General features: G+C 67.2%; 24 protein-coding genes and 1 tRNA gene. 9 read left to right on the top strand and 16 right to left on the bottom strand.

The window, feature by feature from the left end:
• Positions 1 to 33: 33 nt before the first annotated feature.
• From ACVPT3_RS15680 to ACVPT3_RS15665, 4 genes are all read right to left on the bottom strand, one after another.
• On the bottom strand, positions 34 to 1,272 hold the full coding sequence (locus ACVPT3_RS15680) for a DUF418 domain-containing protein (protein WP_492041767.1): 1,239 nt from the start codon (positions 1,270 to 1,272) through the stop codon (positions 34 to 36).
• Between the two features lie 34 nt (positions 1,273 to 1,306).
• Positions 1,307 to 1,864, bottom strand: a complete 558-nt coding sequence (locus ACVPT3_RS15675; protein WP_492041766.1) for a phthalate transporter — start codon at positions 1,862 to 1,864, stop codon at positions 1,307 to 1,309.
• Positions 1,861 to 2,742 (bottom strand): 3-hydroxybutyryl-CoA dehydrogenase, encoded by an 882-nt coding sequence (locus ACVPT3_RS15670; RefSeq protein ID WP_492041765.1) that lies wholly within the window; start codon positions 2,740 to 2,742, stop codon positions 1,861 to 1,863. The genes ACVPT3_RS15675 and ACVPT3_RS15670 overlap by 4 nt, the downstream gene beginning before the upstream one ends.
• A 105-nt stretch (positions 2,743 to 2,847) precedes the next feature.
• Complete coding sequence (locus ACVPT3_RS15665) at positions 2,848 to 3,153, bottom strand: YggT family protein (RefSeq protein WP_492041764.1); 306 nt, start codon at positions 3,151 to 3,153, stop codon at positions 2,848 to 2,850.
• A gap of 165 nt (positions 3,154 to 3,318) precedes the next feature.
• On the opposite strand from ACVPT3_RS15665, the gene ACVPT3_RS15660 reads away from it, so the two are divergent.
• Positions 3,319 to 3,394: transfer RNA gene (locus ACVPT3_RS15660), tRNA-Ala, on the top strand.
• 10 nt (positions 3,395 to 3,404) lie between these two features.
• Here the strand turns inward: ACVPT3_RS15660 and ACVPT3_RS15655 are convergent.
• Both ACVPT3_RS15655 and ACVPT3_RS15650 read right to left on the bottom strand, forming a co-directional pair.
• On the bottom strand, positions 3,405 to 3,788 hold the full coding sequence (locus ACVPT3_RS15655) for a hypothetical protein (RefSeq protein WP_492041763.1): 384 nt from the start codon (positions 3,786 to 3,788) through the stop codon (positions 3,405 to 3,407).
• A 173-nt stretch (positions 3,789 to 3,961) separates the two neighbouring features.
• Positions 3,962 to 5,020, bottom strand: coding sequence for a DUF2332 domain-containing protein (locus ACVPT3_RS15650; RefSeq protein ID WP_492041762.1), 1,059 nt, complete (start codon positions 5,018 to 5,020; stop codon positions 3,962 to 3,964).
• A 583-nt stretch (positions 5,021 to 5,603) separates the two neighbouring features.
• Between ACVPT3_RS15650 and ACVPT3_RS15645 the strand changes: the two genes are divergently transcribed.
• Positions 5,604 to 7,097 (top strand): OprO/OprP family phosphate-selective porin, encoded by a 1,494-nt coding sequence (locus ACVPT3_RS15645; protein WP_492041761.1) that lies wholly within the window; start codon positions 5,604 to 5,606, stop codon positions 7,095 to 7,097.
• Between the two features lie 16 nt (positions 7,098 to 7,113).
• On the opposite strand, the gene ACVPT3_RS15640 is transcribed toward ACVPT3_RS15645, so the two are convergent.
• Positions 7,114 to 7,332 carry a hypothetical protein gene (locus tag ACVPT3_RS15640; RefSeq protein WP_492041760.1) on the bottom strand — a complete coding sequence of 73 codons (219 nt, stop codon included), beginning with the start codon at positions 7,330 to 7,332 and terminating at the stop codon, positions 7,114 to 7,116.
• A 4-nt stretch (positions 7,333 to 7,336) separates the two neighbouring features.
• Here ACVPT3_RS15640 and ACVPT3_RS15635 point away from each other — a divergent pair, with 4 nt between their 5' ends.
• The gene (locus ACVPT3_RS15635) at positions 7,337 to 9,031 is read left to right on the top strand and encodes a methyl-accepting chemotaxis protein (protein ID WP_492041759.1); all 1,695 of its coding nucleotides are present in this window, start codon (positions 7,337 to 7,339) and stop codon (positions 9,029 to 9,031) included.
• A gap of 7 nt (positions 9,032 to 9,038) precedes the next feature.
• Here the strand turns inward: ACVPT3_RS15635 and ACVPT3_RS15630 are convergent, their stop codons facing one another.
• Positions 9,039 to 9,737: an HAD-IA family hydrolase gene (locus ACVPT3_RS15630; RefSeq protein WP_492041758.1), complete on the bottom strand. Its 699-nt coding sequence runs from the start codon at positions 9,735 to 9,737 to the stop codon at positions 9,039 to 9,041.
• A 60-nt stretch (positions 9,738 to 9,797) separates the two neighbouring features.
• On the bottom strand, positions 9,798 to 10,589 hold the full coding sequence (locus ACVPT3_RS15625; protein WP_492041757.1) for a tetratricopeptide repeat protein: 792 nt from the start codon (positions 10,587 to 10,589) through the stop codon (positions 9,798 to 9,800).
• A 75-nt stretch (positions 10,590 to 10,664) separates the two neighbouring features.
• On the opposite strand from ACVPT3_RS15625, the gene ACVPT3_RS15620 reads away from it, so the two are divergent.
• A complete protein-coding gene (locus tag ACVPT3_RS15620) occupies positions 10,665 to 12,044 on the top strand; it encodes a leucyl aminopeptidase family protein (protein WP_492041756.1) in 1,380 nt (459 codons plus the stop codon).
• Positions 12,045 to 12,128: 84 nt separating this feature from the next.
• Positions 12,129 to 12,929 carry a C40 family peptidase gene (locus ACVPT3_RS15615; RefSeq protein ID WP_492041755.1) on the top strand — a complete coding sequence of 267 codons (801 nt, stop codon included), beginning with the start codon at positions 12,129 to 12,131 and terminating at the stop codon, positions 12,927 to 12,929.
• 108 nt (positions 12,930 to 13,037) lie between these two features.
• On the opposite strand, the gene mmcB is transcribed toward ACVPT3_RS15615, so the two are convergent.
• From mmcB to ACVPT3_RS15600, 3 genes are all read right to left on the bottom strand, one after another.
• Entirely contained in the window at positions 13,038 to 13,481 is a 444-nt protein-coding gene (gene mmcB / locus ACVPT3_RS15610) for a DNA repair putative endonuclease MmcB (protein ID WP_492041754.1), read from the bottom strand.
• A 102-nt stretch (positions 13,482 to 13,583) separates the two neighbouring features.
• Positions 13,584 to 14,087, bottom strand: a complete 504-nt coding sequence (locus ACVPT3_RS15605) for a carbonic anhydrase (protein ID WP_492041753.1) — start codon at positions 14,085 to 14,087, stop codon at positions 13,584 to 13,586.
• Between the two features lie 162 nt (positions 14,088 to 14,249).
• Entirely contained in the window at positions 14,250 to 14,789 is a 540-nt protein-coding gene (locus ACVPT3_RS15600) for a lipocalin family protein (protein ID WP_492041752.1), read from the bottom strand.
• Between the two features lie 339 nt (positions 14,790 to 15,128).
• Between ACVPT3_RS15600 and ACVPT3_RS15595 the strand changes: the two genes are divergently transcribed.
• Positions 15,129 to 16,688 (top strand): methyl-accepting chemotaxis protein, encoded by a 1,560-nt coding sequence (locus ACVPT3_RS15595; RefSeq protein WP_492041751.1) that lies wholly within the window; start codon positions 15,129 to 15,131, stop codon positions 16,686 to 16,688.
• A 15-nt stretch (positions 16,689 to 16,703) separates the two neighbouring features.
• On the opposite strand, the gene ACVPT3_RS15590 is transcribed toward ACVPT3_RS15595, so the two are convergent.
• Complete coding sequence (locus ACVPT3_RS15590; protein WP_492041750.1) at positions 16,704 to 17,252, bottom strand: GNAT family N-acetyltransferase; 549 nt, start codon at positions 17,250 to 17,252, stop codon at positions 16,704 to 16,706.
• Positions 17,249 to 17,788, bottom strand: a complete 540-nt coding sequence (thpR, locus tag ACVPT3_RS15585; RefSeq protein WP_492041749.1) for an RNA 2',3'-cyclic phosphodiesterase — start codon at positions 17,786 to 17,788, stop codon at positions 17,249 to 17,251. The genes ACVPT3_RS15590 and thpR overlap by 4 nt, the downstream gene beginning before the upstream one ends.
• Before the next feature lie 130 nt (positions 17,789 to 17,918).
• Here thpR and ACVPT3_RS15580 point away from each other — a divergent pair, with 130 nt between their 5' ends.
• A complete protein-coding gene (locus tag ACVPT3_RS15580) occupies positions 17,919 to 18,668 on the top strand; it encodes a Bax inhibitor-1/YccA family protein (protein WP_492041748.1) in 750 nt (249 codons plus the stop codon).
• Positions 18,669 to 18,741: 73 nt separating this feature from the next.
• Here ACVPT3_RS15580 and ACVPT3_RS15575 read toward each other — a convergent pair whose 3' ends face one another.
• A complete protein-coding gene (locus tag ACVPT3_RS15575) occupies positions 18,742 to 19,743 on the bottom strand; it encodes an NADPH:quinone oxidoreductase family protein (protein ID WP_492041747.1) in 1,002 nt (333 codons plus the stop codon).
• A 142-nt stretch (positions 19,744 to 19,885) separates the two neighbouring features.
• Between ACVPT3_RS15575 and ACVPT3_RS15570 the strand changes: the two genes are divergently transcribed.
• Together ACVPT3_RS15570 and ACVPT3_RS15565 are read left to right on the top strand one after the other, a co-directional pair.
• On the top strand, positions 19,886 to 20,755 hold the full coding sequence (locus ACVPT3_RS15570) for an isoaspartyl peptidase/L-asparaginase family protein (protein WP_492041746.1): 870 nt from the start codon (positions 19,886 to 19,888) through the stop codon (positions 20,753 to 20,755).
• A gap of 82 nt (positions 20,756 to 20,837) precedes the next feature.
• Positions 20,838 to 23,696, top strand: a complete 2,859-nt coding sequence (locus tag ACVPT3_RS15565) for a M16 family metallopeptidase (RefSeq protein ID WP_492041745.1) — start codon at positions 20,838 to 20,840, stop codon at positions 23,694 to 23,696.
• Between the two features lie 59 nt (positions 23,697 to 23,755).
• Here the strand turns inward: ACVPT3_RS15565 and ACVPT3_RS15560 are convergent, their stop codons facing one another.
• The gene (locus tag ACVPT3_RS15560) at positions 23,756 to 24,586 is read right to left on the bottom strand and encodes a S1 family peptidase (RefSeq protein WP_492041744.1); all 831 of its coding nucleotides are present in this window, start codon (positions 24,584 to 24,586) and stop codon (positions 23,756 to 23,758) included.
• Positions 24,587 to 24,591 lie beyond the last annotated feature (5 nt).

The following is a 24,591-nucleotide window of genomic DNA, read 5'->3' as shown; positions in this document are numbered from 1 at the left end:
GTTAATCCCTTCGCGCCTGCGATAAAAGCGCGATCAGGCCTCTTTTCGGATCGGCACCAGCCGACCGTAGGTCAGACAGCGCCAGACCCATTCGAGCGGACCCATGCTGAACCGCGACAGCCACAGGGGCGACCAGACCAGTTGCACCGCCCATACGCCCAGAACCAGGCCCCACATGCCGACATAGTCGACCTGGCCGAACAGGCGCGGCCCCCAGGGCATGTAGAAGATCGAACTCATGATGAGGGTCTGGGTCAGATAGTTGGTGAAGGCCATCTGGCCCACAGGGCGCAGGGGGGCGACCAGCCAGGCCGGGCCGCGCGTCACCGCCAGCACGATCAGGCTGACATAGGCCAGGGTCACGAAGATCGGGAAGGCGGCGGCCGCCTCGGCCAGGCCTCGCGTCGGATGCGCCCCCCGGGCAGCCATGGCCTCGGCCCATTCCAGCACGCCCGTCAGGGCCAGCAAGGCCCCGCCCAGGACGATCAGGGCCAGATAGACCCAGGGCGGCGCCCGTCCGCTGAGGAAGCCCGCCTTAAACAGTCCCATCCCCGTCATCATCAGGGCGACCGTCGAGAAGACGAACAGGCTGAGGCTCGCGCCCTGCAGGAAGAACCAGGACCCCAGATTCTGGCTCATGGCGCCGGCCCAGCCGCTGCGGTAGGCGGTGATGGCGGCCTCGACCGCTGCCATCGTATAACCCGGCTGGCCTTGGTTCATCGCCTCGACGACCACCGGCGGGCCGGCGACCATCAGCCAGGCCAGTCCGGCCTGCATCGCTCCCAGGGCCAGGGTGACCCCCAGGCCGATCCCGATCAGGGTCCCTGCGGGCATAGACCGTATCAGCATCACGAACAGGCCGGACCAGGCGTAGAGCAGCAGGACGTCGCCGTACCAGAAGCCCAGGCCGTGGATCAGGGCGATGACCGCCAGCCAGAACAGGCGTCGGCGCAATAGCCGCCCGCGCGCCTCGTCCTCGCGTTCGCCCCCGACCAGGAAGATCGAGGCGCCGAACAGCATCGAGAACAGGGTGATGAATTTCTGGTGGAAGAAGACGTCCACCGTCCAGCGCGCCACCGCGTTGGCGCCGGTTACGGGAAACGGGCTCAGGTCCGGCTCGCCATAGACCATGAAGGGCAGGCCGAACGAGACGACATTGACCGCCAGTATGCCCAGCACCGCCAGACCCCGCATGACGTCCAGCGTGGGGATCCGGGCCTGCGCCTCGACCGGTCTCAGACGGCTCGCCCCACCCGTATCCTCGATCGACATCCGACGCTCCCCTCGCCCCACGGGCGGCCCAAGATCAACCTTTCGGCATCAGTCCAAGCCTGTCCTTGACGGCGGGCCTGGCCTCGAAGGCGATGAAGGCCGCGCACAGGCCTGCCCACAAGGCGTAGCTGACGCCGATGATCATGGCGATGGGCAGGCCGCCGACGCCGAAGATCAGCAGGGTGGTCTCGGCCGCGCCCAGGGCCTGGGCGACATCGCCCGCCTCGAACCCGCCGACGACCGCCATGCCCAGGACCCAGAGCACCTGAAGGCCGGCCGCCGCCAGGCCGCCGTACAGCATGAACCGCCAGACCACGCCCAGGCGCGAGCCCGGCCGCCCGCTGCGCCGGCGTTCGTCGATGATCCGCCACAGGCCGAGCGGCACGAGCACCAGCCCGATCAGCAGCACCATCAGCCGCCAGTCCAGATCCCGCCCCGGCCCTACCGGATTGGGCGGCCACAGCGGCAGGGTCAGCAGCAGAGGCGGCCAGGCGGCCCCGGCCAGCGAGGCCAGGATCGGATACAGGGGCGCCGGTCGAGAATGGATGGTCGCCTGACCCGGCAGGTCGGCGTAGCTGTCGAACCGGCTCATCGCGTCGGCGCCGGGACGTCGCCGGAATAGTCGTAGAAGCCGCGCCCGCTCTTGCGGCCCAGCCATCCGGCCTCGACATATTTCACCAGCAGGGGGCAGGGCCGATATTTGCTGTCAGCCAGGCCGTCGTACAGCACGTTCATGATGGCCAGGACCACGTCCAGCCCCATGAAGTCCGCCAGTTCCAGCGGCCCCATCGGATGATTGGCCCCCAGGCGCAGCGCCTTGTCGATCGAGGCGACATTGCCGACCCCCTCGTACAGGGCGAAGATCGCCTCGTTCATCATCGGCACCAGGATGCGGTTGACGATGAAGGCGGGAAAGTCCTCGGCGTCGGTGGTGGTCTTGCCCAGGCTTTCGGCGAAGTCGACCGCCGCCGAGTGGGTCTCGGCCGAGGTGGCGATGCCGCGCACGATCTCGACCAGTTTCATCACCGGGGCCGGCTTCATGAAATGCAGGCCGATGAACCGGTCGGGTCGGTCCGAGGCCGAGGCGAGGCGGGTGATGGAGATGGACGAGGTGTTGGAGGCCAGCAGGGTCCGCGGCCCCAGGTGAGGGGCGACCTGGGCGTAGACGGCCTTCTTGACCGCCTCGTCCTCCAGCGCGGCCTCGATGACAAGGTCGGCGCCGGTCACGGCCTCGGCGATCTGGTCGGTGGCGGCGATCCGGGCCAGGGCGGCGTCGGCGTCGGCCTGGGCCACAAGGCCCCGCTCGACCTGGCGGGAAAGGCTGGCGGCGATTTCGCCCTGGGCCAGCGGCAGCCGGCCGGCGGCCACGTCGTAAAGCCGGACCGAATAGCCGCCGAGGGCCACCGCATGGGCGATGCCTGCGCCCATCTGTCCGGCGCCCAGGACGGCGACTGTGGTGATCGTGCTCATGAACCGTGGTCGAAAATGGTCGGGGCCGGCACCTTTAGGAACACAGCGGATCGGCGCAAGGGCGGAATCGCGCCCACGTGTCAGAATCCTGACCGCCGTGTCACATCAGCCCAACATGCCGATCAGCACCGGGGCCGCCGAGGCGTTGAACAGAATGCGGACGAACTGGAGCAGCAACAGCACGACGATCGGCGAAATGTCGATCCCGCCCAGCGGCGGAATGATGCGGCGGAACGGCTCGAGAATGGGCGCGGTGATCCGGTCCAGGAACTCGGCGACCTGGCTGACGAACCGGTTGCGGTGGTTTATGACGTCAAAGGCGAACAGCCAGCTCAGGATCGCCTGGATGATGATGAACCAGACCATCAGGCCGATGACGGCGTTCACAAGCCAGACCAGGGCGGTGCCCATATGTATTCTCCTCGAAGTCGCGAACTTCGGCTTCTAGCCGCGACGCGGCCATCTCACAATGATCTCCGCGCGCCTGCTTCGATTGCGCGCACAAGCCCGTTGACACCAAGCCCGCCCGCCTTCTATGTCGCGCCCTCGCCTGGAGGCCTGATCCAGCACTGGAACGGGGCCGTAGCTCAGTTGGTAGAGCGCGTCGTTCGCAATGACGAGGTCAGGGGTTCGACTCCCCTCGGCTCCACCAGGCGGTCCATCTAAGACGGCTTCAACACCGCATATCCCCGCTCGACCATGCGTCGCAGGGCCTCGTAGGATTCGGCGAGTTCGTCGAAGGCGGTGCGGGCGGCGCTCAGGCGGGCGACCTGGTCGGGTGTGACCGGCGAGCCGGAGTGAGCCAGACGCAGGGCCTCGGCGGCCCATTTGGCGCGGGCGCTGGCGGTCAGGACGGCCAGCTTCTGCAGGGAGGCGGCGTCCAGCCCGGTCAGGGTGTGACCGATCAACTCCTTGTTGGCGACATAGGCGGCGTAGTCGATCTGCTCCAACTGGCCGCGCAGGCGGCGCTGCTCGTGCGGATCGGTGTCCTGCGGCTCGAAATGGTCGCTGTGGCGACGCACGCTCGAGGTCATCTTGGTCGACATGGGCCGGCCCTCCACGGCCGATTCAGACAGCTGCTGACGGCCACATGGGAAGGATGGTGCGCCGCGTCGGTTAACGTCGCGTTGCACTGACGCTGCGGAAACCCGATATCCGCAGCTCGATCGAAGCAGGGAGCCGACATGGACCTGAACCTCGCCCGCAAACGCGCCCTGATCTAGGCGACGAGCGGAGCGGCTTCGGGCGTTTGCCAGTCGATCGCGTCGCCATAGGGATGGCATTTCGCCAGAACCCTGGTCTCGCCTTGAGGCCAGGATGTCAGGCGCAACTCCACCTCGCTACGGTCGGGCGTCCATTCAAAGCTGATCCAGACCAGCGGGCGCTCGGGCGTCGCCCGTTTGCCGGCCGCATCCAGTATGGACGCAAGGTCGGCGCGATGGCGCTGGTCGAGATATTGCAGGAACATGGTGTGAACCACGGCCCGGCAGTAGCCCGCTCTTTGCGGTTCGCTTAGACGCCGCGCCAGCCACGCCGGCGCGTCGCCCAGATCGACACAGGGCGGATAGGTGCGCGCGATCTCAAGCGCCTTTTCCAGGCGATCCATGCGGACGGGTTGGTCGGCCCAGGCGAAGGCCAGAAGGCGTTCGCGATCCCGAGGGTCTGACGCGTCCAGGGGGTGCAGATCCACCCCGCGTGCGGAGGCGATCGAGATTGGGACCAGCGGCGGAGGCGCGCCGCGCCATCTGGGCTCGATCCGGACGGAGGACGCGCGATTCCCCGCTTCCGTGCCGCCCAGACGGTAGGCGTAGTGCGCGAGGTTAAGGTTCAGGCCGCAGCTCGAACCCAGCTCCAGAAGTTCGAACGGCATGTCCCATCGGCCCGCTGACTCCATCAGGGCGGCCATGGTCGCGCCCGCACGCGCCACCTCGTTCGTCTGGGTCGGGTGACGAAGCCAGTCGGCGATGAATGGGTCTTGTTCCGATAGTGTGACGGCGATGGCGCCGTCGAAGTCGTTGTGTTCTCCACGGTAGAGTTGCGCCAGCCGTTTTGGGGTTTCCCGCCGCGCAAGGGCGTGGAGCGCGCCGTTGACCCGCAGGGCGAGAGCGGCTGCCGCAGGGTCGCCCGGCCAGTTGCGAATCATGGCGGCGCTGACCGGAGCGTGCGCCAGCTGAGCGACGACGGACTCGAGAATGGAGGCGATGAAGGTCGAACCCATCGCGCGGCATCTGTCGGCTGTGAGTAAGAAGTCGGGGACGCCGTCAGTCTTCGAGGTCATTCCTGCAAGCTTCTTTGACTTCTGTTTTTAGAGAATGGCTTGTGTTTCAGGGCGCAGTTACATGCCATTCACTCATTTATAGATGTAATAGGTGCGAAAGTTATCCTGTTCCAGGAATGCTGCGATCGTCTCGAATATTTACAAAACTAGATAGATATCCATGATGTCGAGGTGCTGAATTCAGCATTGTCTAATTAACACGATCATTAAACTATAATGTGCATCTAAATATTTTTAGAAAGTTAAAATGATGCAGGCAAAAAATTGCGCATGATCACGTAAGGAAACTTACGCATGGGCGTTTATCTTTAAGTTAACATCAAAATCAATAAATGAAGTCGAGTTCATTTGGATGGTAAGGGGCCTTGCGTAGGTATTTGTACGATTCTTGCTGCTTGACTGGCGTTAAACGTCCTCGCGGAGGCGCGTGTTAAGCGTCGATGGTGGCGAAATTAGATTGGCGATGTCTATGAAAATAATCGATGCCATCGTCATGAGCAAACCTAAGTAATGTATCTCAAGCAAAACTAGTTGCGTATTCCAATATTTCTGCTGTGGGCCAAAAATCAGGGAATATGATGAAATGAAGAATACGCTTGTTGCAGGCACGGCCGTGGCGGCTGTTCTGTTCGCCGGCCCTGTTTTTGCGCAGACCGAGACTGTTGATCATGCAGAGCTTGCTGCTCTGGTTCGCGCACAGGCCGGTGAAATCGCGGCGCTTCGTGCTCGCCTGGATGCGATGGAAGCCGCCAAGTCCGGCGGAACGGCCGCTTCGTCACCTACGACCGGAGTTCGGACGCCTGGCGTCACCCGTCGAGTTAACGCCGACGGCGACAGTGCTGCGGATCTCTACGCGTCCAACATCGTACAGCCTGGTCTAGCGGACCAGACCGTCGCCCAGGCCCGCGCCGAGGCCAATAACACTGCCGGCGTGACGACAGAATGGAAGGGCGGATTGCCCGCCTTCTATTCGCCGGACGGCAAGTACCGGTTCAAGATGCGTGGCCGCATCATCGCCCACACCAGTTCCACCTTCGGTTCGGACTATGATGCGCGCAACATCACAACGACGGGAATGCGCGCTCTGCGGATCGGGATCGAAGGCTCTGCCGGGCCGAACTTCTTCTACCAGTTCGAAAACGATTTCGCGGACAACGTGTCCGACGTGGGCACCGCCTTCGTCGGTTGGCGCGACAAGGTCGGCGACCTTTCCTACGATGTTCGCTTCGGCAACATGTTCAACGACCGCAGTTTCGAGGGGTCGAGCGGCTCTGACGCTCCGCCCTTCCTGGAGCGCAACGTCGTCGCGACCGCCATCATTCCGCAGCGTGGCTTCTACGGCATCTCGTTGATGCCGCGCGTGTTCTGGAAGAGCGGGCACGCCTCGCTGACCCTCAGCGGCGACTATATCGATAACCGCCAGGTGGTCTCCGACAGCCAGACGCTGATGGGGCGGATCCACTGGAACCCGGTCAAGACCGAGCGCACCACCCTTCACCTCGGCGCCTGGGGCTTCGACGAGCAACTGGCCGAGGGCGCCGGATCTCTGACGCGCAACACGTCGATCGGCGGCCGCTTCAATGGGGCCCTGCGGGTCTCGAGCGGAACCCTGACCGGCGGCACGGGCACGCGGGGCTATGGCGTCGAAGCCGGCGGTTATGCCGGACCCTTCTGGGTCATGGGCGAGGCGGGCAAGCGCAACGCTGAACTGGATGCGGGACGGCCCGACTTCGTCAGCGAAGCCTGGAGCCTGTCGAGCGGCTACTTCCTCACCGGTGAACTGCCGCCGTACAATGCTCACCTCGGCACCTTCGCGCAGCCACGCGTTCTGCGGCCGGTCCTGGACGGCGGTCCCGGCGCGATCGAGCTGCTGGCCCGGTATGAGAACATCGACTACTCCGGCGTCCCGACGGCGGGGGAGGGCTGGGCGGCGACTGCGGGCGTCAACTGGTACCTCGACAACGTCATCCGCCTCCAGTTCAACCTGATTCACTGGAATGCCGAGAACCGTTCGGGCGCCTATCCGACCGAGGACAGCGGCCAAACCGTCAGCGCCGGCGTCGGGGTCACCTTCTAATGCAACGTCCCCGCCCTCATCCCGGCGGCGCCGGGACGAGGGCGAAATCTGTGGCGTATGTATCGTCTTTAAAAAGAGCAGTTTTGTTAAACCATTCGGTGTACCGGTGATCTTCGAATGTGTTTCTTGTGGAGCAGGCAATGATCAATGCAATGAACATTCCGCGTAAGCTGAGTTTTTCATTTGTGGCGATCTGCGTTTCCGCGGCCGTTATCATGATGATCTTCTTCGCCACGATAATGGCGATCAGATCATCGACCGAGAGCAATAACCTCGCGCAGTCCATCCATTCAAAGAGCCTGGCGTTGGAGACGGCTATTCTGCGCCAGAATAGCCAGTTTCGAGGGTTTCTCGTCACCGGCGACGAGACCTATCTCAAATCCTATTTCGAGGGCCGGGACGAATACGACAGCGTTTCAGCCGAGTTGAAGACCACGCTCACCGACCCGGTTCTGCTGGACGAGCTTGAACAGTCGCGGATCGCCACGCTGGCTTGGCGCAAGGACTGGGGCGATCGGCTGATCGGCGAGGTCCGTGAAGGGCGACGCGAAGAGGCGCAGCAGGCTGTCCGTGACGCCGGGAAGAAGGTTCTCGTCAGTGCGGCTGTCTTACCGCTACGCGAAATTCGCGACGAGCAGGTCAGGCGGATTGAGGATAACGGTGCGAGGCAAGAGGCCGCGATCATCACCGCAATGGCTGCCTTGGTCATCGGCGGTCTGGCGCTCATCGGGATCGCCGTCGGTCTGTCGGTGATGTTGAGCCGCATGATCGCCCGGCCCATCACCACCCTTACGGGCGCCATGGCCCAGCTGGCGCGCGGAAACAACGACATCGCCGTGGACGCGGATCGCGCCGACGAAGTCGGCGATATGGCGCGCGCCGTTCTGGTGTTCCGCGACACCGCCCTGGCCAAGGCTGAGGCCGACCAGGCGAAGGCTGTAGCCGACCGCGCGAAGGCGGAGGCCGACGAGGCCCGCGCCGGCGCTGACGCGGCGGCGCGCGAAGTCGTGCAGAATCTTTCGACGGCGCTGGAACAGCTGGCGCAGGGCGATCTGACGTCGCCGATCCAGAAGCGGTTCCCGGCGGACTATGAGAAGCTTCGCAGCGACTACAATACGGCGCTGAAGAGCCTCAAGGATCTGATCGCTGACATCTCCAGCGGTGTGAACAGCCTGGGTGAAGGCGCCCACGACGTCAGCGCCGCCGCCGACCAGATGGCCCAGCGCACCGAGCAGCAGGCGGCCAGCCTGGAACAGACCGCCGCCGCCCTGAACGAGATCACGGTCACGGTTCGCGCCACGTCCGCCGGCGCCGGAAAAATCAAACAGGCCGTCGACTCGGCGCATACGGATGTCGAGCGAAGCGGACAGACCATGACGGAAGCCGTGACGGCGATGGGCCTGATCGAAGCCTCGTCGCGCGAGATGGAGCTGATCATCGGCACCATCGACGAGATCGCCTTCCAGACCAATCTGCTGGCCCTGAACGCCGGGGTGGAGGCTGCACGGGCCGGCGAGTCGGGTCGTGGCTTCGCCGTCGTCGCCCAGGAAGTGCGCGCCCTGGCCCAGAGGTCGGCGGACGCCGCCAAACAGATCAAGGGCTTGATCTCCAGCTCCAACGAGCAGGTCTCGCTGGGCGCCCGGCTCGTCAACCAGACGGGCGCGGCCCTGGGCAAGGTGGTCGATCAGGTCCGCGAGATCTCGGGCCTGGTGTCGGAGATCGCCAGCGCCACGGTCGAACAGGCCAGCGGCCTGGACGAGGTCAACACCGCCGTGACCCAGATGGACCGCTTCACCCAGCAGAACGCCGCCATGGTGGAAGAGAGCACGGCCGCCAGCCACTCCATCCGCGCCGAGACCGACCGGCTCAGGAGCAAGGTGTCCGTGTTCAAGGCTGTGCCCGACGACGAGCCTTACGTATCGGCGGCGGCGTAACGCCCGCTCAGCCGGCCTGGGTCGCGAACCTCAGCCGGCCGTCGTTTTCGATTTCCAGCCGCCCGTCGGCGTAGTCCGCCAACGTCGGGTGCGGGGTCTCCAGCGGATGGGTCCAGGCGGCGGTGACGACCACGACGTCGGCGCCGGCCGCCTCGCCCGCCTTGATCCCCGCCTCGGCGTCCTCGAACACCAGACAGTCGGCGACGTCAAAGCCCAGGGTCTGGGCCGCCAACCGGTAGCCGGCAGGATCGGGCTTGCCCCGCTCCACCTGTTCGGCGGTGATCATGACGGCCGGCGGCGTCACCCCGGCGGCGGCGAGGCGGGCGCGGGCCAGGGCCGCCGTGGCCGAGGTGACGACGGCCCACCGATCGGGCGGCAGGCGGCGGACGAAATCGATCGCGCCGGGGACGGGCGCGACGCCGTCCACATCCTCGATCTCGCCAAGTTCGACCCAGGCGACCTCGGCCGCCAGATCGATTCCGGTCAGGTTCTGACGGCGAATAGTGTCGGCCGCGCGGACGCCGTGGACTGTGGGAACGAAGGTCTCGACGTCCAGGCCGTGACGTTCGGCCCAGCGGGTCCAGACTCGCTCGGCGGCGGCGGTCGAGGTGATCAGGGTGCCGTCCATGTCGAACAGGAAGGCCTGATAGGTCCTGGTTGAGGCGGGGGCTGAGACGGAATCGGGCGTGCGGAGAGAGGCGGTCATGCCCCTATCCAGCACGCGGCCGGTGGCGATGCAAAGCCTTGGCGGGGCAGCCGCCGCGGGTCATCCGCCCTGGACTGAGCTCCAGGTCCGGGCGGTGTCGGACGGGGTCGCGCCACCGGACGTGTTTCGGGCCTGCAGCCAAAGCAGGTTGCGCTCGGCCAGCTCCGGCGGCAGTTCGCGACGCAGGATCTGTTCGGCCTCGCCCATCTTGCCCTGCAACCCCAGCACCATGGCCAGATTCTGGCGCACCTTGCCCGAGGCGGCGGGTTGGGCGGCGGCGCGGCGCAACAGGGTCTCGGCGGCGGGAGCGTCGCCCTGGGTCATGGCGGCCATGGCCGCATTGGTCAGGACGTCGGGATTGTCGGGCGACAGGACCAGGGCCTGGTTCCAGGCGGCGCGGGCGTCGTCGAAGCGGCGAACCTGCTCGTAGGCCACGCCCAGCAGGGACCAGGCCCGCCAGTCGCGCGGGGCCTTGTCGCGTGCCTTCTCCAGCGGCGCGACGCCGTAGAAGGCCTGGCCCCGGGCGATATGGGCCCGGCCCAGCTCCAGAAGGGCGTCGAGATTGTCGGGCTGGACCGTCAGAGTGGCCTGGACCGCCTCGGCCGCCTGGTCGTAGCGGCCCAGTTCGCGCAGGGCCTGGGCCAGCTTGACCCCGGCGACCGGATCGGCGGGATTGGCCTGCTGCTCGCTGGCCCAGAACACCGAGCGGGACAGGGCGTCCATCCGCTCATAGACGGCGCGGGCTTCGGCCGAAGCGGGCGTGCGCGCGGGCGCTGGGTCGGCCGCGACCGCCGGGGCGGCCGACAGACACAGCAGGGCGGCGGTTGCGAGAAGGGCGGGTATGGGCGACATGGGTGGGGTCCTGACGGTCCTCGGTCGCCCCCAGAGTCGCCGGTTCGCGTCAACTGTTGGTTAAGAAGGCCCGCCATGTCCGATTCCCATCCCTTGCTGGTCGCCGCAAAAGACGGCGCGGGCGCCGTTCCGATCCGTTTCGTGGGGCCGCAGGACGGGCTGGACGACGCCGTGAAGGGCTGGGCCCGACTGAACGGGTTCGAGGGCAAGGCCGGACAGCTGTTGGTCGCACCCCGCGGCGAGGGGATAGGGGCGGTGCTGGTGGGAGCCGGCGGGGCCTTCGATCCGGCGGCGGCGCGGGGTCTGTCCGTTCGCCTGCCCGGCGGCCTGTACCGGCTGGAGCTTCAGCCTGAGCAGGCGGGCAAGGCGGCCCTGGCCTTCCTGCTGGGGGCCTATGTGTTCGATCGGTACAAGGCGCGGCCGGACAAGGCGCCGGCAAGGCTGGTGGCTCCGGAGGGTCTGGATACGGCCGAGACCGCTCGGATCGCGGCCGCCTGCGCCCTGGCGCGCGAGATGGTCGACACCCCTGCGGCCGACATGGGGCCGTTGCAGATCGAGACCATCGCCCGCGAGATCGCCGAGAGCGCCGGGGCCGTGATCACCGTGACTGAGGGCGAGGCCCTGCTGGAGGAGAACTACCCTGCCGTTCATGCGGTCGGTCGGGCGGCGGCCCCGCACCGGGCGCCGCGGCTGATCGAGATCGGCTGGAAGCTGGACCGGACCGACCTGCCGCTGGTGGCCCTGGTCGGCAAAGGGGTGGTGTTCGACACCGGGGGGCTGGACCTGAAACCGGCCGCCGGGATGCGGAACATGAAGAAGGACATGGGCGGATCGGCCCACGCCCTGGCCCTGGGGCGGCTGGTGATGCAGGCCGATCTGCCGGTGCGGCTGGTGGTGATCGTGGCGGCGGTGGAGAATGCGGTCTCGGCCGACGCCTTCCGGCCGGGCGACATCCTGAACAGCCGCAAGGGCCTGACCATCGAGATCGGCAACACCGATGCGGAGGGGCGGCTGATACTGGCCGACGCCCTGACGCGGGCGGGCGAGCACGAGCCCGACCTGACCCTGGACTTCGCCACCCTGACCGGGGCGGCGCGGGTCGCCCTGGGGCCGGACCTGCCGCCCCTCTATACGGACGACGAGGCCCTGGCGGCCGGCCTGCTGGCGGCGGGTGGCGAGGTGGGGGATCCCCTGTGGCGGATGCCGCTGTGGGCCGGCTATCGGGGGGCGCTGGATACCGAGATCGCGGACCTGAAGAACGACTCCTCGGCCTGGGCCCAGGCGGGGTCCGTGACGGCCGCCCTGTTCCTGCAAAGGTTCGCGCCGACGACCGGCGCCTGGGCCCATATGGACATCTTCGCCTGGAACCCGCGCGCCCGGCCCGGCTTTCCCGAAGGCGGCGAGGCGCAGGCCCTAAGGGCTTGTTTTCAGTATCTGAAAACAAGGTTCTGTTGATTTCTTTCAGAAAAGAGACGGCTGTTAACGGCCCCTAAGCCATCGGGGGATAAGACTGTGGGCTCAATCACGCGAGCCCACGTTTTGACCGACGTCCTCGATCTTCTTCCGCCCGGCGACCGACTGGCCCGCCCCGACCTCGCCGAACAGGCGCTGGAAGGGCTGGTGCGCGCCTCGGCCTATCGCAAGACGGAGGCCATGCACTGCCGCGTCGCCGTCGCCGATATTCTGTCGGACCAGGACGTCCGCGTCGACCAGCTGCTGCACGGCGAGGCCTTCGACGTGCTGGACCGGGCCAATGGCAACGGCGACGGTCGAGTTTGGGGCCGGGCCCGCCGCGACGGCGTGGTCGGCTGGGTGGTGCTGGACAGCCTGTCGACGGGCGCGCCTCTGGCGACGCGCCGGGTCGCCGCCGTCGACGCCGCCCTGCCGCTGAACGCCCTGGTGGTCGAGGCCGTCGAAGGGGTGGCGGAGACCGATCTGGCGCCGGTCGGCGAGTTCGAGCGCGACCTGGCGTCCGTGGCCGAACGCCTGCTGGGCCGGCCGCACGAGCTGGGCGCCCGGTCCTCGATCTCGACCGACTGCTCCGGCCTGGTGCAGCAGGCCCTGCTGGCCTGCGGCCTGCCCGGGCCGCGCCGCGCCGACGCCCAGGCTGAACTGGGCCGGGCCGCTTCCGCCGAGGCCCTGAAGCGGGGCGACGTGGTCGTCTGGCTCGCACCCGCCGGCGATCATGACTGGACCGGCCATTCGGCCCTGATGATCGACGCCGAACGGATCATCCATTCGACCGGCGAAAAGGGCGGGGTGGTGATCGAAGCCCTGGCCGAGGTCGAGGCGCGCCTGACCGTCGAAGGCTTCGCCACCGCTGTGTTCCGCCGCCTCTGAGATCCGGCGACCGGAGAGCTGCACGTCAGAAAATCCTATCGGACCAGACGCCGGATTATGTTCCAGGACGCTGAATAGACGAGGCGTTTTCTTCAGAATTAGGCGCGATCAGTCCCGCATGGTCCGCATCGCCCCCAGCCGGGCGAAGGCCAGGGTCAGGGCCTTGCGGCGGGCGGGCGCCAGGGGCGTCGCCGGGGCGTCGCGCACCACGGCCCCGCCGAAGCCGTCGGCGACGATCAGGCCCGGCGCCTCCGGCAGGACAGCTTGCGGAAACTCAGGCGCGACGGCGAAATAGAAGGCGTCGCAGAAGGGGGCGTACTCGTGCCACTTGCGATCGACGCGATAGTCGTCGATCCCCGACTTCACCTCGCAGATCACGATCTCGCCGCGCCGCCCGATCGCCATGACGTCGGCGCGCCGCCCGTTGGGCAGGCCGACCTCCAGCAGGGGCGCATAGCCCAGATCCAGCATCAGCCGCGCCGCCCCCCGCGTGACCGCCAAGGTGGTTTCCGGCCGGCTGAAGACCAGTTCGAGATGGAGGGCGGCGGCCATGCCGGGTTTATGTTCCGGATATGTTCTGAGCGCAAGCCGCCTGCCGTCAGGGACGACAGGCTTGTCTGCGGAGGGGCTTCGCGAGGAAGGCTTTGCCTCGCCTCAGGCGATCTCCTCGACCGAGCCGTCCAGAGACATCAGGGCCAGTTCGACTTCGAGGTGTTCGTGGCGCTGCTTGATGGCGTCGCGCAGGGCGTGGAGCTCCTGGGTGTGGATGGCCAGTTCCTTCTCGGGGGTGTCGACGGCGTCCTCGCCGAGAAGAACCTTGTAGGCGCCGCAGTCGCGGTGATCGATCACCATGACTTTATGAATGTGGTGGAGGTCGATGGCGACGTCCAGGTGGGTCCAGAAGGTCTCGCCCCAGCTGGGGAATTTGTCGGTCAGGGCGCCCAGAGAGGCGCCGGCCAGGACGACGTGGTCATATTTGTCGTGCAGGCCGTGGCCTTCCATATAGGCGATGGTGTCGTCGGTCAGACGATAGTCCATGCAGGTTAGCAGCAGGATTTCGGTGTGACCTCGCGCGCGGGCCACGCCCGGCGCCAGGGTGGACATCAGGCTGACGCCGGCGCCCAGGGCGATCAGGCCAAAGGCGCTCCGGCGCGACAAGGAGGGGGTGTGGTGAGCACAGCAGCCGTTCATTGGGGGTCGCTCCGTGGGTAATGGCGACACCACGGATATCTGTGTTCGACAAACTTGACTATTAAGTAGTCGTCCGGGCCAGGGCGGCAATCCGTCCTTAAGGGTGGGCGCTTTTCCCGTCCCGTTCCGCTAGCGTCCGGTGCTGACCACCCGGCTCATGTCCAGGCCTAGGGCGCGGGCGCGGGCCATCAGGCGGGTGCGTTCCGCGGCGGAGGCGTTCTGGTCGCGGTGCCAGATCCACCAGTCGGACTTGTTCGGCAGGGCCAGGATGGCCCAGTTGTATTCGGGGTCGTGGTCCCAGACCCAGTAGTTTTGGCCCGCAAGGCCGCCGAAGCTGAGCAGGCCGGGCAGGGTGAAACGGAATTTGGCGTTGGTCGTGGTGTCGGCGATGCGGGCGTTGGCGCGCAGCACCTCGTTGCGGCCGTCGGCGCGGCGGGTGCAGGTGACGGTCAGGCGATAGCGGTCGGCCCGGTCCTGGGGGGTGAAGTCGATCTGCGCCCGGCTGCAGTCCTTCTGCACGTCGTTATGGCTACGCTCGATCTCGAACCAGCGGCCGTCGAACCGGTCCAGATCGACGTCGCGCGACTGGGCCAGGGCCGTGGAGGGCAGGGCCGTGGAGGACAGGGCCAGGGCGGGCAGTACGGCGGCGATCAAGGCGGCGCGGATCATCGAGCTTATCCTCCAGCGATTTTCTGAGGATACGCCGCACGGCGATGTTTGGTTGCCTGGGCCGCCCAAGTCGTCGTGCGGGTCTGAACCCTTCGCGCGCCGCCCGCCTCGGCCAAGTTCTCGGTCTGCAGAATCTCAGCCCCTGTTCGGATTCGGCCCTGAAATTCGGCGACCTGTCGCAGTTCTGAGACAGAAGCAGTCGTTCGATTTTCCGAGTGTTAGATATACGTAAGTATAATTTTACATGTCATTAACCAGTAAAGCGCTTCGCTGTTATTGTGTGCGGTTCGTAGTTAAGAGATCTATTTTACCTATAAATACTGAAGGCGGGGATTCATTATGTCTGACATAAAAGAGAAGATCGTCACGTGGAATTCTCGTGAAAGAGAAATCGGCGAAATTGTTTACACGAGAGCCAGTAAACATCTTGAAAAGGCCCTGCTCGGCGCCTACCAGGTCATAGACCCTTCTCTCGTCTCTCTGCCGCATGATGTTTGGGAAAATGAGAAGAAGAAATTCGCATTTATCGCCAGGGGAAATTTCCCAGCGGAGTATTTTGCGCAGCAGGCGGTTATTACTGAAAATATTTCGAGTAGTTTGGATTTTGCGACCTATCTCAGCAAAACATACGCAGCCTATGCGGCAGGTCTGGCCTCAGGTCTGATGAAGGAGCAGCGTTGGAACGAGAAGAATTCCGACGAGCTGATGCTGAGTCTGATGAAATCGGTTTTCTCCGACGCCAGTGTCGTGATGTTCAACTATTTCCAGATACTGAACGCCAAGGCCGATGAAGAACGGGCGATCGTCGAAGCGGAGCGCCAGTTGGTCGCCGACGAGCAGAATGCGGTGGTCGGTGCGCTCGCCGACAGTCTGAAGCGATTGGCCCAGGGCGACCTTACGGCGCGAATTTCGGTCCCGTTCAATGGGCGCTACCAGCAGATTAAGGACGATTTCAACGCCGCCATCGACAGCCTGCGCGAGGCCATGACCGCCATTGCGGCCTCCACGAGTGGATTGCGCGCCGGCTCGGACGAGATCGCCGCCGCCTCGGACGACCTGTCGCGACGCACCGAACAACAGGCCGCTTCGCTGGAAGAAACCGCCGCCGCCCTGGACGAGATCACCGCCACGGTGAAGCGTAGCGCCGACGGCGCCAAACAGGCCTCCACCGCCGCCTCCGACGCCACGGTCGGCGCCGCCAAGTCCGGCGACGAAATGAAGGACGCGGTGGCCGCCATGGGCGAGATCGAGCAGAGCTCGAGACAGATCACCAATATCATCGGCGTGATCGATGAGATCGCCTTCCAGACCAATCTTCTGGCCCTGAACGCCGGGGTCGAGGCGGCGCGGGCCGGCGAGGCGGGGCGCGGCTTCGCCGTCGTGGCTCAGGAAGTCCGAGCCCTGGCCCAACGCTCGGCCGAAGCGGCGCGGGAGATCAAGACCCTTATCGCCAGCAGCACGGGCCAGGTGGAGCGCGGCGTCAAACTGGTCGGCGACACCGGCAAGGCCCTGAGCGGCATCGTGACCAAGATCGCCGACATCGACACCCTGGTCTCAGAGATCGCTCAGTCGTCCCAGGAACAGGCGACGGGCCTCAATGAGGTCAACACCGCCGTCAACCAGATGGACCAGGTGACCCAGCAGAACGCCGCCATGGTCGAACAGGCCACCGCCGCCGCCTCGAACCTGAGGGCGGAGGCCGGCGAACTGGAGCGGCTGGTGTCGCGCTTCCAGACCGGCGAACCGGCCCGAGTGGCCGCCGGGCCCGCGGCGACGTCGTCCAGCCGTCCCATGACGGGGCGCAGCGCCGCCCCTCACGGGCGTGACAAGGTCGTCGCCCTGGTTCGATCCGGCGGGACCCAGGGCAACGCCGCGCTTAAGGACTGGGAAGAGTTCTGACGACCCAGGACGGGGTCAAAGCCCCAGCTTCGCCCGATTGACCGCCCAGTCGGCGCGCGTCTGACCCCACAGATGGACGGGCAGTTCGGCGAAGGGTTCGGGCAGGCGGGTAGGGCCGCGCGGAGCCGAGCCCAAGCGTTCGGCCAGCCGGATCGAGGCCGTGTTGTCCAGGTCGATCGTATGCACGACCTCGTTCCAGCCCAGGACGTCGAAGGCGTAGTCGATGCTGGCGACGGCGGCTTCCAGCGCATAGCCCCGGCCCATGGCGTCCGGATGCAGGGACCAGCCGACCTCTGGCCCCGGCCAGCCGTGGGGGCGCCACGGCCCAATCCGCCCGAGCCACCGGCCGGTGGTTTTCTCAAGCACCGAGAAGAAGCTCTCGCCGGTCAGGCTCCAGGCGCCGGCGACGGTCGCCATGATCCGCCAACTCTCGGCCAGCGTCTTGGGACCGCCGATGAAGCGCGTCGCATCGGGATCGGCCTGGAACTCGGCCCAGCGAGGAAAGTCCTCCAACGTCGGGGGACGCAGGATCAACCGTGCGGTCTCGATGCGGATCTCGGTCACAGCAGATACTCCCGTTCCAGCGCATATTGGCTGCCGTCGCCCGTCAGGACGCTGGAATAGAGGCCGAACCGGTCGATGCGGATCGGGGGCGAGTGCAGCAGATTGTGGCCCGCCATCCAGGCGCCGATCCGGTCCGGGTTCGTCTGGGGCTTCAGATAAGCCAGGGTGACGTGGGGGCGATAGTCGCGCGCCTCCAGCGTCAGGCCCGCCCGCTCGGCGGCCTTCTTGCAGCGGCCCGCCAGGACGGTCAGCCGTTCGTTCGGCGTCTCGACCCCGGCCCAGAGGGTGTGGCTGCGATGGTCGTCGCCGAAGGCGCCGACGCCTTTCAGCACGATCTCGAACGGGCCGCCGGCGACGCGGGCCAGTTCGGAGGCCAGGTCGTCGGCCCGGCGCTCGTCCGTCTCGCCATAGAAGGCCAGGGTGACGTGCAGGGCGTCCAGCGACCGCCAGCGCGCGCCCGGCAGGCCCGACTGGCGGCGTTTCAAGGTCTCTGTGACGTCCGGCGGCAGGGTCAGGGCGGTGAACAGGCGCAACATGCGACTGAAGGTAGCGGCAGGAACTGGCGCCTCCAAGTCCGGTTTTCCTTGCAGTGGAGCCCGAGGCTCCCGATATTCACGGCCTGTGACCGAAGAAGTCTCTTCGGCCAATCGGAGAAAGTTCGTCGCCATGAGCGATTTCAACAACGGCTACGCCCGCCCCCTGCCGCAGACGGCCGACATGTCGGTGGACGCCGGCCTGCGCGGCTTTATGTTGGGCGTCTACAACAAGCTGGCCCTGGGCCTCGTTGTCGCGGCGGCCCTTGCCTATACGACCGGCAATGTGCCGGCGGTCCAGCAACTGCTCTACACCGTCGGTCCCGACGGTCGGATGGGCATGACCTTCCTGGGCATGGCGATCCAGTTTGCGCCGCTGGTGCTGATCTTCGGCTCGATGTTCTTCATGAAGAACCCGACGGCCGGGGCGACCAATGTCCTCTACTGGCTGGTTGTAGCGACCATGGGCGCCTCGCTGGGTTGGGTCTTCCTAATCTATACTGGCGCCAGCGTGGCCTCGACCTTCTTGGTCACGGCGGCGGCCTTCGGCGGGCTCAGCCTTTACGGCTATACGACCAAGCGCGACCTGTCGCCGATGGGGACCTTCCTGATCATGGGCGTCATCGGCCTGATCATCGCCTCGATCGTCAACATATTCTGGCCGAACGGCGTGCTGTACTGGATCATCAGCGCCGCAGGCGTGCTGCTGTTCTCGGGCCTGATCGCCTTCGACACCCAGCGCCTGAAGATGAGCTATTATGCGCTCGAGGGCGATAAGAACGCCCTGGGCGTCGCCACCAGCTTCGGTGCGCTCAGCCTGTTCATCAACTTCGTCAACCTGTTCCTCTTCCTGCTGCGCTTCATGGGCGGCAACCGGAACTGAGGGTCGTCAAAAGCCGACACATGGAAGGGGCCCTCGCGAGGGCCTCTTCTTGTTCGCCGGGCGTGGCCCGGCGTCAGCTCTCTACGGTGACGACGATCTTGCCGAGCGCTTGACGGTCGCCCAGGGCCCGGATCGCCTCGCCGGCCTTCTCCAGCGGGAAGGTCGTGGACACGCGCGGCCGGATCTTGCCGTCGGCGTACATCTGCATCAGCTCGGCCATGTTGGCGGCGTGCCCCTTCGGATCGCGCGCCACGGCCGCGCCCCAGAAGACGCCGATCACCGACACCGACTTCAGCAGGGTCAGGTTCAGCGGCAGGGACGGGATGCCCGCCGGGAAGCCGACCACCAGGTACCGCCCGTTCCAGTCCATGGCCCGCAGCGCGGGGTCGGCATAGTCGCCGCCCACCGCGTCATAGACCACGTCGGCGCCGTCGCGGCCGGTCGCCAGTCTGAACTCGCCGGACAGTTCCTTCTGCGCCGCCTTGTCCATCGGCCCCGACGGATAGATCAGGCCGTTGTCGGCCCCCAGGTCCAAGGCGAACTGGACCTTGTCGTTCGTCGAGGCGGCGGCGACGACCCGCGCTCCCATGGCCTTGCCCAGTTCGACGGCGGCGGCGCCTACGCCTCCGGCCGCCCCCAGAACCAGAAGCGTCTCGCCGGGCTTCAGCTGCGCCCGGTCCTTCAGGGCGTAATAGCTGGTGCCATAGGTCATGATCAGGGCGGCGGCCTCCTCGAAGCTCATGGCCTCGGGAATGGGGATGAGGGTCTCGGCCTTGACCGCCAGCCGTTCGACCAGCCCGCCCCAGCCGGGCACGGCGATGACCCGGTCGCCCTTGACCACGCCCTTGACGCCCTCGCCCACAGCCTCGACCACGCCCGCGACTTCCGCGCCGGGCGAGAAGGGCCGTTCGGGCCGGAACTGGTACCTGTCCTCGATGATCAGCGTGTCGGGATAGTTGATCCCTACCGCCCGTACGTCGATCACCACCTCGCCCGCCTTGGGCGTCGGATCGAGCACGTCTTCGACCACGAGAGTTTCGGGACCACCGGCGGTCTTGGACAGGACTGCGCGCATTATTCCTCCTTTGGGCCTATCGCGCTCCGCGCGACTTGAGGCCCGTTTGTGTTCGACCGACATGGCGCGGCCTTCGCGACGACGCTAAAGAGCGCCACGCCCGTTTGAAAGAGGCGAAACAACAGGCTCGGGAAGACAGATCATGACCGCCCTCATCCTCCACGGCGGCGCCGGCGCCCGGCGCGAACGCAACTATGACGCCGAGGTCGTTCACATGCGCCAGGTGGTCGAGGCCATGAAGACGCGGCTGGACGCGGGCGACAGCGCCCTGGACGTCGCGGTGGCGGCGGTGACGCTGCTCGAGGATTCGGGACTCTATGTTGCGGGCAAGGGCGCCTCGCCCAACCTGGCCGGCGCCTATGAGCTGGACGCCAGCATCATGGACGGATCGACGAAGCGGGCCGGCGCCGTCGCCGCCCTGCAGGGGTTCCGCAATCCCGTCGTCGCCGCCCGCGCGGTGATGGACCGCACCCCCCACGTCATGCTGGTCGGCGAGGGCGCGGCCCTGTTCGCCCATGACCAGGGGCTTGAGCCCATCGCCGACGAGGCCGCCTGGTACACGGGCGCCGGCCAGGGCGAGGACAATCATCCGCCCGGAACCCTCAGCCACGGCACCGTCGGCGCCTGCGTGCTGGACAGCCAGGGGCGTCTCGCCGCCGCCACCTCGACCGCGGGGGTGTTCGGCAAGATGCCTGGGCGGGTCGGCGACACCCCCATCCCCGCCGCCGGAACCTGGGCCGACGGCCATGCCGCGGCGTCCTGCACCGGCCAGGGCGAATATTTCATCCGCGTCGCCGCCGCCGCCCAGGTCGCCTGGCGCGTCGCCGCCGGCCAGACCCTGGCCGCCGCGACCCAGGCCGTCATCGACGCGATTGGCGAAATGGGCGGCGACGGCGGCCTGATCGCCCTGGACGCCGCCGGAAACATCGCCAGCCCCTTCAACAGCCAGGGCATGAAACGCGCCTGGCTGACGCCGGACGGCCAGATCGGCGTCGAGGTGTTCGGGCGCTGAAGATTACAGCTCCGTAAGGTGCGCTTCGGGCGGACGCTGGTACGGTCGCCTCCGCCCCGGCGTTCCGGGCTTGGAGACCCCTATGAAATTCCGCCTGACCGCCACCGTCGCCGCCTCGGCCCTGCTGCTGGGACTGACCGCGCCCGCCTTCGCCGCCCCGGCCCCAGCGGTCCCAGCGGCCACCGCCGCCCAGTCGCCCCAGGGCGTGGTCGTGCCGCCGCTGGGCTTCGCCAAGCGCGTGCTGCCGAACGGGCTTGAGGTCTATACGGCGCGCGACGCCGACACCTCGAACGTGACGGTCCAGGTCTGGTACAAGGTCGGGTCCAAGGACGATCCGGCCGGCCGTTCGGGCTTCGCCCACCTGTTCGAACACCTGATGTTCAAGGCGACCAAGAACCTGCCGCCCGAGACCTTCGACCGGCTGACCGAGGATGTGGGCGGGTCGAACAACGCCTTCACCGCCGACGACACCACCGCCTATTTCGAGACCGTCCCCGCCAACCACCTGCAGCGGATGCTGTTCGCCGAGGCCGAGCGGATGGGTTCTCTGGTCGTGGACGAGCCGACCTTCGTCGCCGAGCGCGACGTGGTGAAGGAGGAATACCGCCAGCGCATCCTGGCCAATCCTTACGGCCGGTTGTTCGGCCTGTTCGTGCCCGAGACCCTGTATCAGGAAAGCCCCTATCGCCGCGCCGGCATCGGCTCGATCGAGGAGCTGGAGGCCTCGTCCCTGGACGACGTGCTGCGGTTCCACGCCACCTATTACCGGCCCGACAACGCCTATCTGATCGTGGCCGGCAACTTCGATCAGGCCCAGCTGGACCGCTGGATCGACCAGTATTTCGCCCCGCTTAAGAACCCGACCACGCCGCTGCCGGCCAATCATGTCGTCGAGCCCGAGCCGACCGGCCCGCGAGACGCCACCTATTATGCGCCGAACGTCCCCCTGCCCGCCGTCGTGGTCGGCTGGCCGACGGTCAAGTACGCCGACGCCGACCGCGCCGCCCTGACCGTGCTGGACGGCATACTGTCTACCGGCGAAAGCAGCCGCCTGTATCGTTCGCTGGTCTATGATCAGCAGATCGCCGCCCAGATCGGGTCGACGCCCGACTTCGCCCAACAGGCCGGCAATCTGACCGCCCTGGCCATCATGGCCCAGGGCCACACGGCCGAAGAGGGGATCGCCGCCCTGAACGCCGAGATCGCCAAGCTGCGCGACGCCCCCGTCACCGCCGCCGAACTGACCGAGGCCAAGAACGAGATCGTCGCCAACACCCTGCGCAGCCGCGAGACCGTGGACGACCGCGCCGTGGCGCTGGGCTTCGCCCTGATCAACACCGGCGACGCCGCCGCCGCCGACCGCGAGATCGCCCAGGTCCAGGCCGTCACCGTCGCCGACGTCCAGCGGGTCGCCCGCAAATATCTGACGCCGCAGCGTCAATCGACGATCCGCTATCTGCCCGCTGACGCAGAAAACCCGCCCTCGGTCCAGAAGATGAACGTGGACGCCCCGGTCAAGGTCGCCGACCTGGCGCCGGCCGGGACTCCCGCGGTCCTGCTGCCCGAGGCTGAACGCGCGCCCCTGCCGCAGCCGGGCGCGGAAGTAGCCCCGGCCACCCCGGCCGTCGCCGACTTCCGACTGGATAACGGCCTGCGCGTCCTGGTCGCCCCGACCGACGGCCTGCCGCTGGTCTCGGCCCGTCTCAGCTTCGACGCCGGCTCGTCCGACGATCCCTCGGGCAAGGCCGGGATCGCCTCCATGACCGCCGCCCTGTTGACCCAGGGCACCAAGACCAAGTCGGCGCCGGAAATCGCGACCGAGATCGAACAACTGGGCGCCTCGATCGGCGCCGGCGCCGGCGTGGACTTCACCAATGTCTACGCCAACGCCCCGGCCAACGCCTTCCCGGCGACGGTCGCCCTGATGGCCGATCTGGTGAAGAACCCGGTCTTCGCCGCCGAAGAGCTGGAGCGTCAGCAAGCCCAGGCCCTGGACGGCCTGCGCGTCGCCCTCAGCCAGCCGGGCTCGATCGCCAGCATGACCGTGGGCCGCGTCATCTATGGCGACGCCCCCTATGGCGCGACCCTGACGCAGCAGACCGTGCCGGCCATAACCCCGGCCGACGTCGCCGCCTTCCACGCCGCCCGCTACCGCCCGTCGGACGCCACCCTGGTCTTCTCCGGCGACATCAACCCCGCCGCCGCCCGCGCCCTGGCGCAACAGGCGTTCGGCGACTGGCGCCCGGCTGGCGTGGCGCCCGCCGCCACGGCCAACCCCGCTGGTCAGGCCCTGGCTCCGCGCATCGTCGTGGTGAACCAGCCCGGCGCCGGCCAGGCCGCCGTGGTCGCCGCCATCCGCGGCGTGTCGCGCACCGACGCCGACTATTTCCCGCTGACGGTGGGCAACACCCTGCTGGGCGGCGGCTTCTCGTCGCGTCTGAACCAGGAGATCCGCATCAAGCGCGGCCTCTCCTACGGCGCCGGGTCCTCGCTGGGCGCGCGGGCCGACGCCGGGGTCTTCACCGCCTCGACCCAGACCAAGAACGAGACCGCCGACGAGGTCGCCGACCTGATCCTGGCCGAGATCGCCAAACTGGGCGCCGAGACCCCGACCCAGGCCGACCTGGCCCCGCGCCGCGCCACCCTGATCGGCGGCTTCGGCCGCTCGCTGGAGACGGTCGACGGCCTGGGCTCCCTGGTCGCCAACCTGGCCCTGTACGACCTGCCGATGAGCGATCTGGCCGACTACGCCGGCCGCATCCGCGCCGTCACACCGGAACAGGTCGAGGCCGCCTTCGCCGAACACCTGCCGGTCAATCGCGCCAGCCTGGTGATCGTCGGCGACGGCTCCCTGTTCCTCGACGCCCTGAAGGCCAAACACCCGAACCTCGAGGTCATCGAGGCCGGGGACCTGAACCTGAACAGCGGTTCGCTGAAATAAGGATAGCAAAGACCTCTCCCTCCCCCGCAGGGGGGAGGAAGAGGCGCCGTCTCAGATCCTCAAACCGACAGGCACACCACCTGCGCCACCCGCAGATCCCGCCGCAGCGCATCCGCCACCCGGCCATAGTTGTCGATGGTCACCGGCTCGCCCAGCGCCACCTCGTCCGCGCGCTGTTCACCGCGAATGGCGGGGGCGAAGGATTCCGGCGCCGTGGTGTAGATCCGGCCCCGACGCGGCGCCTCGGCGATGGTGACCCCTAGGACGCGGCCGCGCCCGTCCATCACCGGCGCACCCGACAGACCGGACAGCGTCCCCTCCAGCCCGTCGGTGCGCCCGACCTCGGCCCAGGCCAGGACCGGCTCGTCATGGGCGCCGCGCCCGGACACCTTCAGGGTCTCGCGGCCCAGCAGGCGCGAGGTCACCTCGCCGGCCCGCCCCTGGGGGAAGCCGGGATGGAAGGCGCGCTGGCCCTTGCGCAGCGGCGTCTGGGCGGCGACCGGCAGGGCGGGCGGTCCGCCGTCGGTGATCAGCAGGGCCACGTCCGCTCGCGGCGCAAGCCGCACGTCGGCGGCCACGGCCCGGCCGCCGCCGATCACCAGGGCCGGGCGACGACAGCCCTCGACCACATGGCGGGCGGTGACCCAGCGGCCGCGGCCGGCGATCGAAAAGGCAGTGCCGGACGACGGCTTGAACGGGGTGTCCGGGGCGTCCAGGGTCACGGCCGTATCGAACGGGGTGACGGGCCCCAGCAGGGCGCCCTCGATCTCGTCAGGCGGGGGCGGGGCCGGCGGGGCGTCGGCGTTCTCGCGCCGGCCCAGCGACACGGCCAGCAGCACGCCCGCCACCGCGCTGTAGATGGCCCAGTCCGGCAGGCGGGGGAATTGCATGGCGC

The organism is Brevundimonas sp. FV1ps31S (assembly GCF_058681265.1).
The sequence above is the reverse complement of the archived record's forward strand: the minus strand, read 5'-3'. Positions and strand labels throughout refer to the sequence as shown.

Coding starts and splice junctions, on each gene's coding strand:
- ACVPT3_RS15680 (WP_492041767.1), bottom strand. CDS start 1,272: ATGTCGATCGAGGATACGGGTGGGGCGAGCCGTCTGAGACCGGTCGAG.
- ACVPT3_RS15675 (WP_492041766.1), bottom strand. CDS start 1,864: ATGAGCCGGTTCGACAGCTACGCCGACCTGCCGGGTCAGGCGACCATC.
- ACVPT3_RS15670 (WP_492041765.1), bottom strand. CDS start 2,742: ATGAGCACGATCACCACAGTCGCCGTCCTGGGCGCCGGACAGATGGGC.
- ACVPT3_RS15665 (WP_492041764.1), bottom strand. CDS start 3,153: ATGGGCACCGCCCTGGTCTGGCTTGTGAACGCCGTCATCGGCCTGATG.
- ACVPT3_RS15655 (WP_492041763.1), bottom strand. CDS start 3,788: ATGTCGACCAAGATGACCTCGAGCGTGCGTCGCCACAGCGACCATTTC.
- ACVPT3_RS15650 (WP_492041762.1), bottom strand. CDS start 5,020: ATGACCTCGAAGACTGACGGCGTCCCCGACTTCTTACTCACAGCCGAC.
- ACVPT3_RS15645 (WP_492041761.1), top strand. CDS start 5,604: ATGAAGAATACGCTTGTTGCAGGCACGGCCGTGGCGGCTGTTCTGTTC.
- ACVPT3_RS15635 (WP_492041759.1), top strand. CDS start 7,337: ATGGCGATCAGATCATCGACCGAGAGCAATAACCTCGCGCAGTCCATC.
- ACVPT3_RS15630 (WP_492041758.1), bottom strand. CDS start 9,737: ATGACCGCCTCTCTCCGCACGCCCGATTCCGTCTCAGCCCCCGCCTCA.
- ACVPT3_RS15625 (WP_492041757.1), bottom strand. CDS start 10,589: ATGTCGCCCATACCCGCCCTTCTCGCAACCGCCGCCCTGCTGTGTCTG.
- ACVPT3_RS15620 (WP_492041756.1), top strand. CDS start 10,665: ATGTCCGATTCCCATCCCTTGCTGGTCGCCGCAAAAGACGGCGCGGGC.
- mmcB (WP_492041754.1), bottom strand. CDS start 13,481: ATGGCCGCCGCCCTCCATCTCGAACTGGTCTTCAGCCGGCCGGAAACC.
- ACVPT3_RS15600 (WP_492041752.1), bottom strand. CDS start 14,789: ATGATCCGCGCCGCCTTGATCGCCGCCGTACTGCCCGCCCTGGCCCTG.
- ACVPT3_RS15595 (WP_492041751.1), top strand. CDS start 15,129: ATGTCTGACATAAAAGAGAAGATCGTCACGTGGAATTCTCGTGAAAGA.
- thpR (WP_492041749.1), bottom strand. CDS start 17,788: ATGTTGCGCCTGTTCACCGCCCTGACCCTGCCGCCGGACGTCACAGAG.
- ACVPT3_RS15580 (WP_492041748.1), top strand. CDS start 17,919: ATGAGCGATTTCAACAACGGCTACGCCCGCCCCCTGCCGCAGACGGCC.
- ACVPT3_RS15575 (WP_492041747.1), bottom strand. CDS start 19,743: ATGCGCGCAGTCCTGTCCAAGACCGCCGGTGGTCCCGAAACTCTCGTG.
- ACVPT3_RS15570 (WP_492041746.1), top strand. CDS start 19,886: ATGACCGCCCTCATCCTCCACGGCGGCGCCGGCGCCCGGCGCGAACGC.
- ACVPT3_RS15565 (WP_492041745.1), top strand. CDS start 20,838: ATGAAATTCCGCCTGACCGCCACCGTCGCCGCCTCGGCCCTGCTGCTG.
- ACVPT3_RS15560 (WP_492041744.1), bottom strand. CDS start 24,586: ATGCAATTCCCCCGCCTGCCGGACTGGGCCATCTACAGCGCGGTGGCG.